This is a genomic window from Kitasatospora sp. NPDC092286 (genome assembly GCF_044755565.1).
In the GTDB taxonomy this organism is placed as follows: Bacteria; Actinomycetota; Actinomycetes; order Streptomycetales; family Streptomycetaceae; genus Kitasatospora.
In genome coordinates this window covers 83,501-100,736 of record NZ_JBIVRD010000033.1, presented here as the reverse complement: position 1 = coordinate 100,736, position 17,236 = coordinate 83,501, and the positions used below count along the sequence as shown (strand labels likewise).

Here is a 17,236-nt window from a genome sequence, read left to right as displayed (position 1 = left end):
GAAGTGGTGTTTCGTGGATTGGCCGCCCCGGGACCGTCCGCGCCGATGCGTGTCCGGTGCTCCCTGTCGAGCGACTAGAGAACACTACGCCCATCGGCGGAAGGAAGCAAACATCGCGCAAAGAAGCCGGCCGGACCCCCGGGGGAAGGGTCCGGCCGGCTGCTCGGGGCGCCGGTCGAGGCTCAGCTGTTGGTCGGGAAGCCGAGGTTGATGCCGCCGTGCGAGGGGTCGAGCCAGCGCTGGGTGACGGCCTTGCCACGGGTGAAGAACTGCACGCCGTCCGGACCGTACGCGTGCGCGTCACCGAACAGGGAGGCCTTCCAGCCGCCGAAGGAGTAGTAGGCGACCGGCACCGGGATCGGCACGTTGATGCCGACCATGCCGACCTCCACCTCGAACTGGAAGCGCCGGGCCGCGCCACCGTCGTTGGTGAAGATGGCGGTGCCGTTGCCGTACGGGTTGGCGTTGATCAGGGCCACGCCCTCCTCGTAGGAGGCGACGCGGACCACCGACAGCACCGGGCCGAAGATCTCGTCGTTGTAGACGGACATGCCGGGCTTCACGTGGTCGAACAGCGTGGGGCCGAGCCAGAAACCGTCCGCCGTCGGCGCACCGTTCCTGTCCTCGGCGGTGATCGGGTGCTTCCGGCCGTCGACGGCCAGCTCGGCGCCGTCGGCGACACCGGACTCGACATAGGAGGTGACCTTGTCCCGGTGCTGGCCGGTGACCAGCGGGCCCATCTCCGATTCACCGTTGCAGCCGGGGCCGACCTTCAGGGTGGCCATCCGCTGCTTGATCTTCTCGACCAGCTCGTCACCGATCGGGTCGACCGCGACCAGCACCGAGACGGCCATGCAGCGCTCGCCGGCCGCGCCGAACCCGGCGTTGATGGCGGCGTCGGCGCTGAGGTCCAGGTCGGCGTCGGGCAGGACCAGCATGTGGTTCTTGGCGCCGCCGAGGGCCTGCACGCGCTTGCCGTAGCGGGTGCCGGTCTCGTACACGTAGCGAGCGATCGGGGTGGAGCCGACAAAACTGACCGACTTGATGTCGGGGTGCTCCAGCAGCCGGTCCACGGCGGCCTTGTCACCGTGGACGACGTTGAAGACACCGTCGGGGAGACCGGCCTCCTTCCACAGCCCGGCCAGGAAGTTGGCGGCGGACGGGTCCTTCTCCGAGGGCTTCAGGACGACCGTGTTGCCGGCCGCGATGGCGATCGGGAAGAACCACATCGGCACCATCGCCGGGAAGTTGAACGGCGAGATGATCGCGACCGGGCCGAGCGGCTGGCGGATCGAGTAGACGTCGACGCCGGTGGACGCCTGCTCGGTGAAGCCGCCCTTGATGAGCTGCGGGATGCCGCAGGCGTACTCGACGACCTCCAGACCGCGGGCGATCTCGCCCAGCGCGTCGGAGTGCACCTTGCCGTGCTCGGAGACGATGATCGCGGCCAGCTCGTCCCGGCGGGCGTTGAGCAGTTCGCGGAAGCTGAAGAGCACCGTGGCGCGCTTGGCGACCGAGGCGTTGCGCCACTCGGTGAAGGCCGAGGCGGCGGCCGCGACGGCCTGGTCGACCTCGGCGATCTCCGCGAAGTCGACGTGTCCCGAGACCTGGCCGGTGGCCGGGTCGAAGATGTCGCCGCGCCGGGGCGCGGCGCCGGCGGTGGCGACGGGCGCGCCGCCGATCCAGTGCGTGATGTGCTTGCTCAAGGTCGTCTGCCTCCGAAGTCCCGGGCGGCGTCCTGCCGCCGGTCCCTTGTCTGGCGCCGCCCGTGTGCGGGCCGGGCGACGGGATTCACGGGGCTACCGCGCTCATCTCCCAGTCTGCTGGCCTCCACGGCCCACCTCAACGAACAGGCTGACGGGGATCGGGGATTCAGCCTTACAGGTCGTCGGCCGGGTCCGCCGAACGGGCGAAGCCCCGCCGGCCCTCCCTCAGACCGCCTCCGTACCGTCCGTCTCCTCGGCGCCGTCCGTCTCCTCCAGGTACGGGTCGTGCAACCCGTCCGCCGCCTCCTGGGTCTCCAGCAGATCCAGTCGCAGATCCTGGGACCACGCCAACGCCCACCGCTTCAGCCCGCCGACCGCGCTGCCCGGGTACCCCCGGGCCCGGAACCGTCCGTCGGCGGCGTCGGCCAGCGTCTCCAGCCGGTCGGCGAGCACGGCGGGCTGGAAGTCCGCGTCCAACGAGACTGCCAGTGCGAGCAGTTCGCCCTCCCGGTACCAGGCGGTCAGGGCGTGTACGTCGATCAGGTCGCGCGGCAGGCCGCGGTCGGCGAGCAGCGCGGTGGCCAGGGCGGCCGCGTCCTCCAGGGCGACGGCCGTCAGCGTCAGCGCGGGCCCGCCGGGCACGGGCGCACCGAGGTCGAGCCGGACCGGTCGGTGGCCCAGCGGTTCCTTGCGCAGCTCCACCGCGTGGGTGCGGCCGCCGAGCGTGAGCCGGACGGAGAGCTGCTCCAACCGGGGCGTGCCCGGCCGCTCCGCGACGCCGCCGCCGACCGCCCGGTAGGCGGCGGCCAGCTCGGCCGCGGCCTCCGGCAGATCGGTGCCGCCGCTGGTGACCAGGGTCAGCCCGTCCTGGGGGCAGGCCGGTACGCCGTGGGCCCGCAGGGCATGGCCGCCGGCGAGGGCCAGTCCGAGCCGGTCGCAGACGGGCCGGACCAGTTCGGCGAGCCGCAGCTGGGCCGGGCCCGGGCGAAGGGACGCGTCGACGGCGTCCGGGACGGTGATCACGCCTCCAGTCTGACGCGACCGCCCGCCCCACGCCCCCACGCGCCCCTTCCACCCTTCAACCGACGCGATGCCGCCCTCGGCCTCCGGTACCCCGCCGGTGGCTCCCGTCTCACCAGTCCCGGAGCCGGGCCGCGGCCTCGTGCAGGGCGAGCTCCAGCAGGGCGGGGTCGTTGAGCCGTCCGGAGCCGTCGGGCGGGACGAGCCAGCGCGCTCCCCGGCTGCGTGGCCGGGGGTGCGGGACGACGATCCAGGTGCCGTCGCCCGCGCAGCGCACGCCGGTGCCGATCCACCGGGCCGCCGTGCCGACGGGGACGAGGAAGCCGACGCTCTCGCCCCCGAAGTCGGTGAGGACCGGCCCGCAGAGGCCGTCACCGAGGATCTCCAGGGCCGGCCGGCCGAGTCGGCCGGGCACCGAGAGGACGTCCCACCTCCGCCCGGCCGGCAACAGCATCAGTCCCAGTCCGGTGCGTTCCCACTGTTCCCTGAACGCCTCCGGGTCCGGTGCCGCCTGGGCGAGCCAGTGCAGTCCGGTGCTCTCCATGTGCCGTCCCCGTTCCTCAGCGCTGACGCTGCTCGCGGCGCGGCGGGAACCGAGACCCGCCGTCACCAACGAGAGGCGGACGGCGGGTCTCTCTTACACGGATCACCCGATCGGATGCGTCACCCGGCCGAAAGTCGCCGCAGCGGACGCATCACCGCGGCGGACGCGCGACCGGAGGCGCGGCGGTCAGCTGTCGAAGCCCAGCCCCAGCCGGTCGAGCGTGCGCAGCCAGAGGTTGCGGTGCCCGCCGTTGCGGTCCGCGCGCTGCAGGGACCGCGTGGTGATCTCGATGCCGGCCCAGCGCACCGGCTCCGGCGGGAACGGCAGCGGCTTGCTCCGCACCATCTCCAGCGTGGTGCGCTCGGTGCGCTCGCCCGCCAGCAGGTCGAGCATCACCTCGGCGCCGAACCGGGTGGCCCCGACGCCGAGCCCGGTGAACCCGGCCGCGTAGGCGACCCGGCCGCGGTAGGCGGTGTCGAAGAAGGCCGAGAAGCGACTGCAGGTGTCGATGGCGCCGCCCCAGGCATGGGTGAAGCGCACGCCCTCCAGCTGCGGGAAGCAGCGGAAGAAGTTGTGCGCCAGCGTGCGGAAGGTCTCCGGCCGCTGGTCGTACTCGTTCCGGACGTGGCCGCCGTAGTGGTAGACCGCGTCGTAGCCGCCCCAGAGGATCCGGTTGTCGGCGGAGAGCCGGAAGTAGTGGAACTTGTTGGCGCTGTCGCTGAGCCCCTGCCGGCCGCTCCACCCGATCGCGGCGAGCTGTTCCTCGCTGAGCGGCTCGGTCATCAGCGCGTAGTCGTACACCGGGACGACCAGCGGGCGGACCCGCTTGACCAGGGACGGGAACACATTGGTGCCGAGCGCGACCCGGCGGGCGAAGACCCGGCCGTAGGGAGTGCGGACGGCCATGCCGCTGCCGTACTCACGCAGGTCCAGTGCCCTGGTGTGCTCGAAGATCCGCACGCCCTGGCGCAGGCAGGCGTCCTTCAGACCCCAGGCGAGCTTGGCGGGGTGGACCATCGCCACGCCCTCCTTGTCCCAGAGCCCGCCGAGGAAGGTCGGCGAGTCGACCTGGGCGCGCAGCGCGTCGGCGTCGAGCACGGTGATGTCGAAGCCGTACTCGGCGACGGCCTCGGCGATCTCGTGCAGTTCGGCGAGTTGGTGGGGCTGGGTGGCGACGTCGATCTCGCCGGTGCGCTCCCACTCGGCGTCGATGCCGTAGCGCTTGAGGGTGGCCTCGATGCCGTCCAGGTTGGCGGCACCGAGGCGCTCGAGTTGGCCGAGTTCGGCGGGCCAGCGCTGCAGGCCGTTGCCGAAGCCGTGGGTCAGGCTGGCCGCGCAGAAGCCGCCGTTGCGCCCGGACGCGGCCCATCCCACCTCGTTGCCCTCGACCAGGACGACGTCCAGCGAGGGGTCGCGCTCCTTGGCGATGAGGGCGGTCCAGAGGCCGGAGTAGCCGCCGCCGACGACCAGCAGGTCACAGGTGGCGTCGCCGACCAGGGCGGGCAGCGCCTCCGGCCGGCCCGGGTCCTCCAGCCAGAAGGGGGTGGGCCTGGCGTCACTGAGCGCGCGGGCGGAGTCCATGCATTATCAGCCACTTTCTGCACATAGGTGATGGTTGGGCGGCCACCCCGACGGTAGGTCAGGCGGTGGCCTTGCGACGGTTGCCGAGCCACTGGCCGGCCACCGTCAGCGCGACGGCGGCGATGAACATCGCGGTACCGATGACGTTCACCTGCACCGGGATGCCGCGCTGCGAGGCGCCCCAGACGAACATCGGGAAGGTGACCGTGGTCGGGCCCGAGTTGAACTGGGTGATGATGAAGTCGTCGAAGGAGAGCGCGAAGCTGAGCAGCGCGCCGGCCGCGATGCCGGGGGCGGCGAGCGGCAGGGTGACCCGCAGGAAGGTCTGGGTCGGCGTCGCGTAGAGGTCCTGGGCGGCCTGTTCGAGCCGGGGGTCCATGCTCATCACGCGTGCCTTGACCGCCGTCACCACGAAGCTCAGGCAGAACATGATGTGCGCGATGAGGATCGTGGTGAAGCCGAACGGGATGCGCATGTTGAGGAAGAGCGTGCCGAGCGAGGCGGCCATCACCACCTCGGGCATGGCCATCGGCAGGAAGATCATCGCGGTGGTGGCCGAGCGGCCGCGGAAGCGGTAGCGGGCCAGCGCGAAGGCGACCATGGTGCCGAGCACGGTGGCGCCGATGGTGGCGAGCACCGCGACCTGCAGGCTGAGGGAGAGCGACTGGCACATGTCGGCCACACCGCAGGGATTGGTCCACGCGTCGGTGGAGAACTCGGACCACTCGTAGTTGAACTTGCCCACCGGCTTGTTGAACGAGAAGGCGAGGACGACCAGGTTGGGCAGCACCAGGTAGGCCAGGGCCAGCAGACCTGCCAGCACCACCAGATGGGCGCGGACCCATGTGAGCACTCGGGACATCAGACCAGTTCCTCCGTCCCGGCCTTGCGCATGTAGACCGTCACCATGCCCAGGATCAGGGCCATCAGGATGAAGCTCAGCGCGGCCGCCGTGGGGTAGTCGAGCACGTTCAGGAACTGCTTCTGGATGCCGTTGCCGACCATCTGCTCGCTCGGCGAGCCCAGCAGCTGGGCGTTGATGTAGTCGCCGGAGGCCGGGATGAAGGTGAGCAGCGTGCCCGCGACCACACCCGGCAGCGAGATCGGGAAAGTGACCTTGCGGAAGGTGGTGAACGGCCGGGCGTAGAGGTCGCCGGCGGCCTCGTGCAGCCGCGGGTCGATCCGCTCCAGCGAGGTGTACAGCGGCAGGATCATGAACGGCAGGAAGTTGTAGGTCAGACCGCAGACCACGGCGAGCGGCGTGGCCAGCACCCGGTCGCCGGAGGTGAGGCCGATCGCGCTGGTGACGTCCAGGATGTGCAGCGCGTTGAGGGCGCCGACCACCGGGCCGCCGTCCGAGAGGATGGTCTTCCAGGCCAGCGTGCGGATCAGGAAGCTGGTGAAGAACGGCGCGATCACCAGGATCAGGATGACGTTGCGCCACCGCTTGCTCGCCTTGAAGGCGATCGTGTACGCCAGCGGGTAGCCGATGGTCAGGCAGAGCACCGTCGCGGTGGCGGCGTAGCCGAACGAGCGGACGAAGTGCCAGCGGTACTCGACCAGGGCGTCCCAGTAGGTGGCGAAGTGCCAGGTGACCTTGAAGCCGTCCTCTAGCGAGCCGGTCTGCAGCGAGGTCGACCCCTGGTAGACCATCGGCACGGCGAAGAAGACGACCAGCCAGGCGATGCCCGGCAGCAGCAGCCAGTACGGGGTGAGCTTGCGCTTCGGCTTCCGGGCGGCCTCCGGGAGCGGTATGACTTGCGGCGGCGCCGCCGGGGTGGTGGTGGTCATGCCGCCTCCTCCCCGGTGCCCGCGTCGATCGCCTGCGCGGCGTCCAGGGCGAAGGAGTGCGCCGGGTTCCAGTGCAGGACGACCGGCGCGCCGGGGACGATCCGGGCGTCGCGCTCCATGTTCTGCTCGAAGACCGTCACCTCCTGGCCCCCGTCGGTGCGCACCAGGTACTGGGTGGAGACGCCGATGAAGCTGGAGTCGACCACGGTGCCGGCCAGCCGGTTGCGGCCGTCGGCGACCTCGGCGGAGGCGTGCTCGATGGTGATCTTCTCCGGCCGGACCCCGAGGTGGACCTTCCTGGCGTCGGTGGCGCAGCGGGCCCTGGGCACGGCGAGGCGGGTGCCGTCGGCGGTGAGCAGCAGGTCGCCGCCGTCGGCGCCGGTGACATCGGCGGGCAGCAGGTTGGACTGGCCGAGGAAGTTGGCCACGAAGGTGGTCGCGGGGTTCTCGTAGAGGTCGGCGGGCGCGCCGAGCTGTTCGACCCGGCCGCCGTTCATCACCGCGATGGTGTCGGCCATGGTCATGGCCTCCTCCTGGTCGTGGGTGACGTGGACGAAGGTGATGCCGACCTCGGTCTGGATCCGCTTGAGCTCAAGCTGCATCTGGCGGCGGAGCTTGAGGTCGAGGGCGCCGAGCGGCTCGTCCAGGAGCAGCACCTGCGGGTGGTTGATCAGGGCGCGGGCGACGGCGACGCGCTGCTGCTGGCCGCCGGAGAGCTGGTGCGGCTTGCGCCGGGCGTACGGGCCGAGTTCGACCAGTTCCAGCATGTCGTCGACCTGCTTCTTGACGTCCTTGCGGCCGCGGCGGCGCAGGCCGAAGGCGACGTTCTCGAAGATGTCGAGGTGCGGGAAGAGCGCGTAGCTCTGGAAGACGGTGTTCACCGGCCGCTTGTACGGGGGCAGGGCGGTGACGTCCTGGCCGCCGATCAGGACGGTGCCGGAGGTGGGCTCCTCCAGACCGGCGATCATGCGCAGGGTGGTGGTCTTGCCGCAGCCGGAGGCGCCGAGCAGGGCGAAGAAGGAGCCCTGGGGGACGGTCAGGTCGAGCGGGTGGACGGCGGTGAAGGAGCCGTAGGTCTTGCCGATGCCGGTGAGGCGGACATCGCCGCCCGTGGCCGCCGCGTCGCGCAGCTGGTCTGTCATGGGTGTCTTCCTGGTTTCTGCTGTCTCTGCCGTCAGTGGGGAGGTCAGGCGCCGATGAGTTTGGAGAACTTCTGCTCGAAGTCGCTCTCCTCGGTCTCGGTGAGGGTGCGGAACACGTGCGCCTTGGCCGCCATCTCGGGGGTGGGGACGACGAGTGGGTTGGCCGCGGTGTCCGGGGCGAGGGCGGCGAGCTCCTCCTTCATCCCGGTGACGGCGGAGACGAAGCCGATGCCCGCGACCAGCTGCGCCGCGATCTTCGGCTGGTAGTAGAAGTCGATCAGCTTTTCCGCGTTCGTCTTGTGCTGGGCCTTGGCCGGGATCAGCATGTTGTCGGTCGAGGAGACGAAGCCCTTCTCCGGGATGACGAACTCGATGTCCGGGTTGTCGGCACGGAGCTGGATCAGGTCGCCGCCCCAGGCGACGCAGGCGGCGATGTCGCCGGAGGAGAGCTCCTGGCCGTAGTCGTTCCCGGTGAAGCGGCGGATCTGCTTGCTGTCGACGCCCTTCTGCAACCGGGCGACCGCGGCGTCGTAGTCGTCGGCGGTGAACTTCGCCGGGTCCTTGCCGAGGTCGAGCAGGGTGATGCCGATGCTGTCGCGCATCTCGGAGAGGAAGGTGACCCGGCCCTTGAGGTCGGGGTCGTCCAGCAACTGGGAGACCGAGGCGACTTCCTTCCCCTTGGTGGCCTTCTTGTTGTAGGCGATCACCACCTGGATGCCGGCCCACGGGTAGGAGTAGAGCCGGCCCGGGTCCCAGTCGGGGGCGCGGAAGCGGGAGTCGATGGTGGTGATCGCGGTGGTGACGTTGGCCTGGTTGAGCTTCTGCGCCCAGCCGAGGCGGATCATCCGGGCGGCCATCCAGTCGGTGAGCACCATCAGGTCGCGGCCGGTGTCCTGGCCCGCCGCGAGCTGCGGTTTGACCTTGCCGAAGAACTCGACGTTGTCGTTGACGTCCTCGTTGTACCTGACCTTGATACCGGTGGCCGCGGTGAAGGCGTCCAGGGTGCCGTGCCGCTCCTTGTCCTTCTCGTCGGAGTCGATGTAGAGCGGCCAGTTGGAGAAGTTCACCTCCTTCTGGCTGTCCGAGAGGTCCTTGGCGGCGTTCGCGGTCGAGTCGCCGGTCCCGGCGGTCCTGGCCGCCGGGATGCCGCAGGCGGCCAGGGTGCCCGCGCCGGCGGTGAGGGCGGCGGCGCGCAGCAGCGCCCGCCGGCCGAGGGAGGCCCGTCCGCTGGTCAGACTGCGTTCCCAGGCCTTGCGGACCGGTTCGGGCAGACCGTCGGTGAGCTCGTTGAACGCCATGGAACGGGCCTCCTGGGGGCGAGAGGTCGGGGCGGCTGGGGGGCGCCCCTGGGTGAGGGTTATCTGTCTCCGAAGACGGTGCGGTGCCAGTCCTTGCGGGCCACCGCCGTGGTGTCGAACATGACGTGCTTGACCTGGGTGTACTCGTCCAGCGAGTACTGCGACATGTCCTTGCCGTAGCCGGAGGACTTGTAGCCGCCGTGCGGCATCTCGCTGATGATCGGGATGTGGTCGTTGACCCAGACGCAGCCGGCCGCGATCTCCCTGGTGGCCCGCAGCGAGCGGTGCACATTGCCGGTCCAGGCCGAGGCGGCCAGGCCGTACGGGGTGTCGTTGGCCAGCCGCAGGCCCTCGTCGTCGCTGTCGAAGGGCAGCACGACCAGGACCGGGCCGAAGATCTCGCCCTGGACGACCTCGCGGTCCTGCGCGGCGTCGGTGATCAGGGTGGGCAGGTAGTAGGCGCCGCGGGTGAGGTCGGTGCCGTCGTGGCCCTTCTCCGGGGCGCGTCCGCCGGTGACGACGGTGGCGCCGTAGGAGCGGGCCCGCTCGACGAAGCCGGCCACCCGGTCCCGGTGGGTGTGGGAGACCAGCGGCCCGAGGTCGGTCCGCGGGTTCAGCGGGTCGCCGAGGCGGATCGCGCCGTACAGTTCGGCGACGCCGGCCACGAAGGCGTCGTAGAGCGGGCGCTGGACGTAGGCGCGGGTGGCGGCGGTGCAGTCCTGGCCGCCGTTGATCAGCGAGGCGGCGACCGCGCCGTGCACCGCGGCGTCCAGGTCGGCGTCGTCGAAGACCACGAACGGGGCCTTGCCGCCCAGTTCCAGGTGGGTGCGCTTGACGGTCGCGGTGGCGAGTTCGGCGACCCGCCTGCCGACCGGGGTGGAGCCGGTGAAGGAGACCATCGCGACGCCCGGGTGGGAGACCAGATGCTCCCCGGCGGTGCGTCCGGCGCCGGTGACCACGTTGACCACGCCGTCCGGGATGCCCGCCGCGGTGCAGGCCCGGGCGAACATCAGCGAGGTCAGCGGGGTCAGCTCGGCCGGCTTGAGGACGATGGTGTTGCCCGCCGCGATGGCCGGGAGGATCTTCCAGGCGGCCATCTGGAGCGGGTAGTTCCACGGGGAGATCGAGCCGACCACGCCGATCGCCTCGCGCCGCACGTAGGAGGTGTGGTCACCGGAGTACTCGCCGGCCGCCTTGCCCTCCAGATTGCGGGCCGCCCCGGCGAAGAACGCGGCGTTGTCGATGGTGCCGGGGACGTCGAACTCGGTGGAGAGCTTGACCGGCTTGCCGGTCTGCGCGGTCTCCACCCGGGCGAGGTCGGCGGCGGCCCCGGTGAGGACGGCGGCCAGCCGGGTGAGCGCCTCGGAGCGGGCGCCGGGGGTGGCGCCGGACCACTCGGGCAGTGCGGCCCGGGCGGCGGCGACGGCGGCGTCCACCTGGTCGGTGGAGGCGAGGGAGATCTGCTCGACCACGCTGCCGTCGGCCGGGTTGACGACCTGGAAAGGATCGCCGCTCCCCCGGCTCTGCCGGCCCGCGATGTACTGCGCGCCCGCTCCGAAGTCGGTCAGGTCCATCTGGTTCCTCCAAGTGCCGGTGGTTCGGCTGCCCGCATGGCGTCCGATCGTCCGATCGTCCGGTTCCCGTCATGCCGCAGATGCCGGTGGGCGGCGGTCCCGTACCGGCGTCGTCCGACTGATCGAGTCGCCGCGTCTGCGGTACGGGGGAATCCGGCCCGGTTGATCTTCCGGGATGGCGCGATCCTGGCAGCCCTGCGGCGTCCCGACAAGGGATTCCGCCGTCGCTGCCCGGTGACACGACGGATTCCGCCGGTGATGTTGGTGTCTCGCCACAGCCGACCCGCTGACCATGCCTGTTGCCGCCCCGGCGTGACAAGGGTCACTCCGACAACCTCGACGCGAAGGGCCTTACAGGGTGGAAGGGTTCACGGAGGGCAACAGATCGTCGCCAGGAGGGATGATTTACCTGACACTCTGATCCCTGGAGGCCCCGCGATGCTCCCCACCGTCGCCCGCGTGCTCGATCTCGAAGTGATGCGGCGGGGCCTGCCCCAGGTCGTCGCCGGCGCCGACCGCCTGGAGCGCCCGGTCCGCTGGGTCCACGTCAGTGAGCTGCCCGATGTCGCCGGGGTGCTCCAGGGCGGCGAACTGGTGCTGACCACCGGTATCGCGCTGCCCGAGGACCGCGACGGGCTGGCCCGGTACGTCCGCGAGCTGGACGAGGTCGGCGTGGCCGGGCTGGTCGTCGAGTTCGGCCGGCGCTACTTCGACTCGCTCCCCCGCGCCCTGGTGCACGCCGCCGAGCAGCGCGGGCTGCCGCTGATCGTGCTCCGCCGCGAGCTGCGCTTCGTGGCCGTCACCGAGGCCGTGCACGCCCTGGTGGTCAACGCCCAGCTGGAGCAGCTGCGGACCTCGGAGGCGGTCCACCAGGTCTTCAACGAACTGGTGGTGGAGGGCGCCGAACCCGGTGAGGTGGTCCGCCAGGTGGCCCGGATGGCGGGCGCACCCGTCGTGCTGGAGAACCTGGCGCACCAGGTACTGGCCCATGACCCCGCCGGCCGGCCGGAGAGCGAACTGCTGGAGGACTGGGAGCGCCGCTCGCGCGGGGTGCGTCCGCCCGGGCGCACCGGCCACGACCCGCGCAGCGGCTGGCTGGTGACCACGGTCGGCGCCCGCGGCCAGGACTGGGGCCGGCTCGTCCTGGTCGAGGACCCGGCACCGCTGCCGGAGGGCGAGGCCCACCCGCACACGATGCTGCTGGAACGCGGGGCGTCCGCCCTGGCCCTCAACCGGCTGGTCGTCCGGGACCGGGAGAGCCTGGAGCGGCAGACCCACCGCACCCTGCTCTCCGGCATCCTCACCCACGCGCTGACCGTCTCCGAGGTGGCCCTGCGCGCCCAGGCGCTCGGCGTTCCGCTGGAGGGCCGCCGGCTGGTCGGGGTGGTGCTGCGGCAGCGGCGCGGGCCGATCCCGGCCGCCCTGGAGGCCCAGGCCAGGCTGCGCGACTTCACCGAGCTGGCGGCCGGCGCGATCCGCGGCTGCCGGCTCTCCGCCCTGGTCGGAGCGCTGGACGACGAGGGGGTGGGCGTCCTGATCGCGCTCGGCACCCAGCAGGACGAGCACACCGCGCTGGACGCCTTCTCCGCCGCGCTGCGCCGGCTGACGGCGGACGCCAACCGGGACGCCGCCCCCGTACCGGCCCCCGTCGTCGCCGTCGGCTCCTCGGTGGGCTCGGTCCGCGACGCCCGGCGCACCCTGCTGGAGGCCACCCAGGTCGCCGACGCCGCCCTGCACGACTCCCCCGGCGGCCGCGCCGCCGCCTACTACCGGCTGCCCGACGTCCGGCTGCGCGGTCTGCTGCACCTGCTGCGCGACGACGCCCGGCTGCAGACCTACGTCGAGCGCGAACTCGGCCCGCTGCTCGCCTACGACGCCGAGCACAACGGCCAGTTGGTCCAGATGCTGCGTATCTACCTGGAGCACGGCCGGAACAAGTCCGCGGCGGCCGATGCCGCGCACCTGTCCCGGCCCTCCTTCTACGACCGGCTGCACAAGGTCGAGCGGATCCTCGGCGTCGATCTCGACCAGGTCGAGTCCTGCCTCTCCCTGCACGTGGCGCTGCTCGCGCTGGACGCCGTCCGCCGGTGAGTACCGGGGCCCGGTGACCGCCGGGCCCGGTCCCGCTACACCCCGGTGATGCGGCCCCAGACCTTGTGCAGTTCGGGCCGCTCGGCGGAGGTGACATCGCGCATGGTGCGCAGCCGGGCGCGCATCTCCTCGGTCGGGAAGACCAGCGGGTGCTCCGCCAGCTCGGCCTTCTCCTGGTCCCCGCTCGCGGCCAGCACCTCGCGGGCGGCGGGCACCGGGCAGATGTACTGCACGAAGGCGGCCAGTTCGGCGGCCACCTCGGGCTGGTAGTAGTGGTCGATCAGCAGCTCGGCGTTGCGCTTGTGCCCGGCCCGGTTGGGGATCAGCAGGCTCTCCGCCCAGAGCTCGCCGCCCTCCTCGGGCACCACGAACTCGATGTCCGGGTTCTCGGCGGTCAGCTGGACGGCGTCACCGGAGTAGGCCTGACAGGCCAGCGCCGCGCCGGAGGCCAGGTCGCTGGTGTAGTCGTTGCCCGTGAAGCGGCGGACGTGCCGGGCGTCGACCATCTTCTGCACCAGGTCCATCGCCCGGTGCGCGTCGTCGTCGGTGAAGGCGGCGATGTCGGCGCCCTGGGCGAGCATCAGCAGGCCGAGCGCCTCGTCCAGACCGGCGAACAGGGTGACCCGGCCCTTGAGGTCGGGTGCCCAGAGGTCGGCGGTGGACCTGATCTCCCGGCCGAGCGCCTTGCGGTTGTAGGCGATGCCGGTGATCCCGGACTGCCACGGCACGCTGCGCTTGCGCCCGGGGTCGAAGGCGGGATCGGCCAGCTGCGGGTCCAGCTGGGCGGTGACGTTGGGCAGGTTGGCCCGGTCCATGGCCTGTACCCAGCCGAGCGAGACGTACCGGCCGGCCATCCAGTCGCTGACCACCATCAGGTCCCGGCCGGGGTCGGTGCCCTGGGTCAGGACCGGGCCGATCTTGCCGAAGAACTCGTCGTTGTCGTTGATGTCCTCGGTGTAGGTGACCTTGATCCCGGTCTGTTCGGTGAAGGCGTCCAGGGTCGGGCGCCGGCCGCTGTCGTCGACGTCGATGTACTGGGTCCAGTTGGAGAACGCCAGCCGCTTCTCCTGCTCCGAGCGGTCCGGGGCCGAGCGGCGGTCCTCGTCGACATAGGCGGCCGGGATGCCGCAGCCGGTCAGGGTGCCGACGCCGAGCAGCCCGGCGGTGCCGAGCACGGAGCGGCGGGTGAGCCGGCCGCGTCCGCTGCGGCGGCCGTCGAGGGGGCGGCGGGTGAGGGTGGTGCTGGGCATGGATGGGCCTTCCGGGCATGCGGCGGCCCCGGGCGCACGAGCAAGACCCGGGGCCGTCCTTGTCGGTTCCTCAGACAGTGTGCGCGTCGGTCAGCGACAGCACCTCGTCGAGCACCGCGAGGCCGGTCTTGGCCTCCTCCTCGGTGACGGTGCACGGCGGGACGACGTGGAAGCGGTTCATGTTGACGAACGGCCAGAGCCCGCGCTGCTTGCAGGCGGCGGCCAGCTCGGCCATCGGCGCGTTGGCGGCGCCCGCGGCGTTGTACGGCACCAGCGGCTCGCGGGTGGTGCGGTCCTTGACCAGGTCCAGCGCCCAGAACACGCCGAGGCCGCGGACCTCGCCGATCGAGGGGTGGCGCTCGGCCAGCTCGCGCAGGCCCGGGCCGAGCACCGTCTCGCCGATGTGCCTGGCGTTCTCGACGATGCCCTCCTCCGCCATCGTGTTGATGGTGGCGACGGCCGAGGCGCAGGCCAGCGGGTGGCCGGAGTAGGTGAGCCCGCCGGGGAACGGCCGCTCCGCGAAGGTGGCGGCGATCTCCGCGCTGATCGCCACGCCGCCCAGCGGCACATAGCCGGAGTTGACGCCCTTGGCGAAGGTCAGCAGGTCCGGGGTGACACCCCAGTGGTCGGCGGCGAACCACTCGCCGGTGCGGCCGAAGCCCGCCATCACCTCGTCGAGGATGAAGACGATGCCGTAGCGGTCGCAGATCTCCCGTACCCCGGCCAGGTAGCCCGGCGGCGGGATCAGGATGCCCGCGGTGCCGACCACGGTCTCCAGGATGATCGCCGCGATGGTGCCGGGGCCCTCGAACGCGATCACCTGCTCCAGGTGCTGCAGCGCGCGCTCGCACTCCTGCGTCTCGTTCTCGGCGTGGAAGTTGGAGCGGTAGGCGTACGGGCCCCAGAAGTGGACGACACCGGAGACACCGCTCTCGTTGGGCCAGCGGCGCGGGTCGCCGGTGAGGGCGATCGCGTTGGCGGTGGCACCGTGGTACGAGCGGTACGTCGACATGATCTTCTGGCGACCGGTGTGCAGCCGCGCCAGCCGGATGGCGTTCTCGTTGGCCTCGGCACCGCCGTTGGTGAAGAAGATCTTGTCGAGGTCGCCGGGGGTGCGCTCGGCGATCAGCCGGGCGGCCTCACTGCGCGACTCGACCGCGAAGCCGGGCGCGATGGTGCAGAGCTTCGCCGCCTGCTCCTGGATCGCGGCGACCACCTTCGGGTGCTGGTGGCCGATGTTGGTGTTCACCAGCTGCGAGGAGAAGTCGAGGTAGCGGTTGCCCTCGTAGTCCCAGAAGTACGAGCCCTCGGCGCCGGCCACCGCGAGGGGGTCGATCAGCGCCTGGGCGGACCACGAGTGGAAGACGTGCGCGCGGTCGGCGGCCTTGACGGCCTGGCCGGCGGCTGAGTCGGCGGTGGGGATGCTCATGCCGGTAAGGCTAGGGAGTTCCACCCGTGAAGTGCAGGTTCATCGTGTCAGGCGGTCATGCGAACGGCCGACAGGGTGACAGGGCAAGGGCCCGGGTCGAAACGACCCGGGCCCATTGTCAGATCACACGATCAGCGTCAGATCGCGGTCATACCCCGCCAGATGGCCATGACCCGCTCAGATCGCGGTCATACCCCGCCAGATGGCCATGACCCGCTCAGATCGCGGTCATGACGTGCTTGACCCGCGTGTAGTCCTCGAAGCCGTAGGAGGAGAGGTCCTTGCCGTAGCCGGACTTCTTGAAACCACCGTGCGGCATCTCGGCGACCAGCGGGATGTGGGTGTTGATCCAGACGCAGCCGAAGTCCAGCCGGCGCGACATCCGCATCGCGCGGGCGTGGTCCTTGGTCCACACCGAGGAGGCCAGCGCGTACTCGACGCCGTTGGCGTAGCCGACGGCCTGGTCCTCGTCGGAGAACTTCTGCACGGTGATGACCGGGCCGAAGACCTCGTTCTGGATGATCTCGTCGTCCTGGTTCAGGCCGGAGACCACGGTCGGGGCGTAGAAGTAGCCCACCTCGCCGACCCGGTGGCCACCGGCCTCGACCTTGGCGTGCGCCGGCAGGCGGTCGATGAAGCCGGAGACCTGCTTCAGCTGGTTGGCGTTGTTCAGCGGGCCGTAGAGCACGTCCTCGTCGTCCACGCCACCGGTCTTGGTCTCGGCCGCGGCCTTGGCCAGCGCCTCGACGAAGGCGTCGTGGATCGACTCGTGCACCAGCACGCGGGTGGCGGCGGTGCAGTCCTGGCCGGCGTTGAAGAAGCCGGCCACCGAGATGCCCTCGACCGCCTCGGCGATGTCGGCGTCCTCGAAGACCACGACCGGGGCCTTGCCGCCCAGCTCCAGGTGAACCCGCTTGACGTCCTTGGCCGCCGACTCCGCGACCGAGATGCCGGCCCGGACCGAGCCGGTGATGGAGGCCATCGCCGGGGTGGGGTGCTCGACCATGGCCTGGCCGGTCTCGCGGTCGCCGCAGATGACGTTGAACACGCCGGCCGGCAGGTCCAGCTCCTTGAGGACGCCGCCGATGATCTCGGCCAGCAGCACGGTGGAGGCCGGGGTGGTGTCCGAGGGCTTGAGCACGACGGTGTTGCCCGCGGCGATCGCCGGGGCGAACTTCCAGACGGCCATCATCATCGGGTAGTTCCACGGGGCGACCTGCGCGCAGACGCCGACCGGCTCACGGCGGACGATCGAGGTCATCCCGTCCATGTACTCACCGGCGGCCTTGCCCTCCAGCAGGCGGGCGGCGCCGGCGAAGAAGCGGATCTGGTCCACCATCGGGCCGATCTCCTCGGAGAGGGTCAGCGCGCGGGGCTTGCCGGTGTTGCGGACCTCGGCGTCGACGATCTCGTCGGCGCGCGCCTCGACCGCGTCCGCGATCTTCAGCAGCAGCTTCTGGCGGGTGCTCGGGGTGGCGTCGCGCCAGACCGGGAAGGCGGCGGCGGCGGCGGCCATGGCCGCGTCCACATCGGAGGCGCCGGACAGCGGGGACGTCGCGTAGACCTCGCCGGTGGTGGGATCCACGATGTCGAGCGTGCGGCCGTCGGCCGCATCGACGAACTCACCGTTGATGTAGTTGCGCAGCGCGCGAAGGTCGCTCACGGGTCTCTCCTCGGTCTGGTCCTGCGGCGTTGCAGAGTCCGGCGCCATGGTACGTCGACACACCTGCCGGTCGGCCGTCCTCCGATGCCGAGTGGCCGAGCCCGAAGCGGCACGGTCCACTGGTGGGGGAACGCGCGCTCCACTGCG

13 protein-coding genes are annotated in these 17,236 nt (G+C 71.2%); 1 reads left to right on the top strand and 12 read right to left on the bottom strand.

What is annotated here, in order from left to right:
* Positions 1 to 182: 182 nt before the first annotated feature.
* From ACIQIB_RS28730 to ACIQIB_RS28690, 9 genes are all read right to left on the bottom strand, one after another.
* Positions 183 to 1,706, bottom strand: a complete 1,524-nt coding sequence (locus ACIQIB_RS28730; RefSeq protein WP_363608993.1) for a CoA-acylating methylmalonate-semialdehyde dehydrogenase — start codon at positions 1,704 to 1,706, stop codon at positions 183 to 185.
* 225 nt (positions 1,707 to 1,931) lie between these two features.
* A complete protein-coding gene (locus ACIQIB_RS28725) occupies positions 1,932 to 2,729 on the bottom strand; it encodes a hypothetical protein (RefSeq protein WP_400761525.1) in 798 nt (265 codons plus the stop codon).
* A gap of 109 nt (positions 2,730 to 2,838) precedes the next feature.
* A complete protein-coding gene (locus ACIQIB_RS28720) occupies positions 2,839 to 3,270 on the bottom strand; it encodes a hypothetical protein (RefSeq protein ID WP_363608989.1) in 432 nt (143 codons plus the stop codon).
* A gap of 186 nt (positions 3,271 to 3,456) precedes the next feature.
* Positions 3,457 to 4,851, bottom strand: a complete 1,395-nt coding sequence (locus ACIQIB_RS28715) for an FAD-dependent oxidoreductase (protein ID WP_363608987.1) — start codon at positions 4,849 to 4,851, stop codon at positions 3,457 to 3,459.
* 58 nt (positions 4,852 to 4,909) lie between these two features.
* Complete coding sequence (locus tag ACIQIB_RS28710; RefSeq protein ID WP_363608985.1) at positions 4,910 to 5,713, bottom strand: ABC transporter permease; 804 nt, start codon at positions 5,711 to 5,713, stop codon at positions 4,910 to 4,912.
* Entirely contained in the window at positions 5,713 to 6,642 is a 930-nt protein-coding gene (locus tag ACIQIB_RS28705) for an ABC transporter permease (protein ID WP_400658717.1), read from the bottom strand. The genes ACIQIB_RS28710 and ACIQIB_RS28705 overlap by 1 nt, the downstream gene beginning before the upstream one ends.
* Complete coding sequence (locus ACIQIB_RS28700) at positions 6,639 to 7,784, bottom strand: ABC transporter ATP-binding protein (protein WP_400761522.1); 1,146 nt, start codon at positions 7,782 to 7,784, stop codon at positions 6,639 to 6,641. The genes ACIQIB_RS28705 and ACIQIB_RS28700 overlap by 4 nt, the downstream gene beginning before the upstream one ends.
* 44 nt (positions 7,785 to 7,828) lie before the next feature.
* The gene (locus ACIQIB_RS28695; protein ID WP_363608979.1) at positions 7,829 to 9,082 is read right to left on the bottom strand and encodes a spermidine/putrescine ABC transporter substrate-binding protein; all 1,254 of its coding nucleotides are present in this window, start codon (positions 9,080 to 9,082) and stop codon (positions 7,829 to 7,831) included.
* 59 nt (positions 9,083 to 9,141) lie between these two features.
* Positions 9,142 to 10,656, bottom strand: a complete 1,515-nt coding sequence (locus ACIQIB_RS28690; protein WP_363608977.1) for a gamma-aminobutyraldehyde dehydrogenase — start codon at positions 10,654 to 10,656, stop codon at positions 9,142 to 9,144.
* 438 nt (positions 10,657 to 11,094) lie between these two features.
* Between ACIQIB_RS28690 and ACIQIB_RS28685 the strand changes: the two genes are divergently transcribed.
* Positions 11,095 to 12,747, top strand: coding sequence for a PucR family transcriptional regulator (locus tag ACIQIB_RS28685; RefSeq protein ID WP_400658712.1), 1,653 nt, complete (start codon positions 11,095 to 11,097; stop codon positions 12,745 to 12,747).
* A gap of 35 nt (positions 12,748 to 12,782) precedes the next feature.
* On the opposite strand, the gene ACIQIB_RS28680 is transcribed toward ACIQIB_RS28685, so the two are convergent.
* The 3 genes from ACIQIB_RS28680 to ACIQIB_RS28670 form a co-directional block, all read right to left on the bottom strand.
* Positions 12,783 to 13,997, bottom strand: coding sequence for a spermidine/putrescine ABC transporter substrate-binding protein (locus tag ACIQIB_RS28680; RefSeq protein WP_363608973.1), 1,215 nt, complete (start codon positions 13,995 to 13,997; stop codon positions 12,783 to 12,785).
* Between the two features lie 70 nt (positions 13,998 to 14,067).
* Positions 14,068 to 15,426, bottom strand: coding sequence for an aspartate aminotransferase family protein (locus ACIQIB_RS28675; protein WP_363608971.1), 1,359 nt, complete (start codon positions 15,424 to 15,426; stop codon positions 14,068 to 14,070).
* 217 nt (positions 15,427 to 15,643) lie between these two features.
* On the bottom strand, positions 15,644 to 17,137 hold the full coding sequence (locus ACIQIB_RS28670) for a gamma-aminobutyraldehyde dehydrogenase (RefSeq protein ID WP_400761519.1): 1,494 nt from the start codon (positions 17,135 to 17,137) through the stop codon (positions 15,644 to 15,646).
* Positions 17,138 to 17,236 lie beyond the last annotated feature (99 nt).

Excerpts from the sequence above, each read along its gene's own strand:
- ACIQIB_RS28685 (WP_400658712.1), top strand. The coding sequence starts at position 11,095 with ATGCTCCCCACCGTCGCCCGCGTGCTCGATCTCGAAGTGATGCGGCGG.
- ACIQIB_RS28705 (WP_400658717.1), bottom strand. The coding sequence starts at position 6,642 with ATGACCACCACCACCCCGGCGGCGCCGCCGCAAGTCATACCGCTCCCG.
- ACIQIB_RS28670 (WP_400761519.1), bottom strand. The coding sequence starts at position 17,137 with ATGGCGCCGGACTCTGCAACGCCGCAGGACCAGACCGAGGAGAGACCC.
- ACIQIB_RS28695 (WP_363608979.1), bottom strand. The coding sequence starts at position 9,082 with ATGGCGTTCAACGAGCTCACCGACGGTCTGCCCGAACCGGTCCGCAAG.
- ACIQIB_RS28710 (WP_363608985.1), bottom strand. The coding sequence starts at position 5,713 with ATGTCCCGAGTGCTCACATGGGTCCGCGCCCATCTGGTGGTGCTGGCA.
- ACIQIB_RS28700 (WP_400761522.1), bottom strand. The coding sequence starts at position 7,784 with ATGACAGACCAGCTGCGCGACGCGGCGGCCACGGGCGGCGATGTCCGC.
- ACIQIB_RS28680 (WP_363608973.1), bottom strand. The coding sequence starts at position 13,997 with ATGCCCAGCACCACCCTCACCCGCCGCCCCCTCGACGGCCGCCGCAGC.
- ACIQIB_RS28715 (WP_363608987.1), bottom strand. The coding sequence starts at position 4,851 with ATGGACTCCGCCCGCGCGCTCAGTGACGCCAGGCCCACCCCCTTCTGG.
- ACIQIB_RS28675 (WP_363608971.1), bottom strand. The coding sequence starts at position 15,426 with ATGAGCATCCCCACCGCCGACTCAGCCGCCGGCCAGGCCGTCAAGGCC.
- ACIQIB_RS28720 (WP_363608989.1), bottom strand. The coding sequence starts at position 3,270 with ATGGAGAGCACCGGACTGCACTGGCTCGCCCAGGCGGCACCGGACCCG.
- ACIQIB_RS28690 (WP_363608977.1), bottom strand. The coding sequence starts at position 10,656 with ATGGACCTGACCGACTTCGGAGCGGGCGCGCAGTACATCGCGGGCCGG.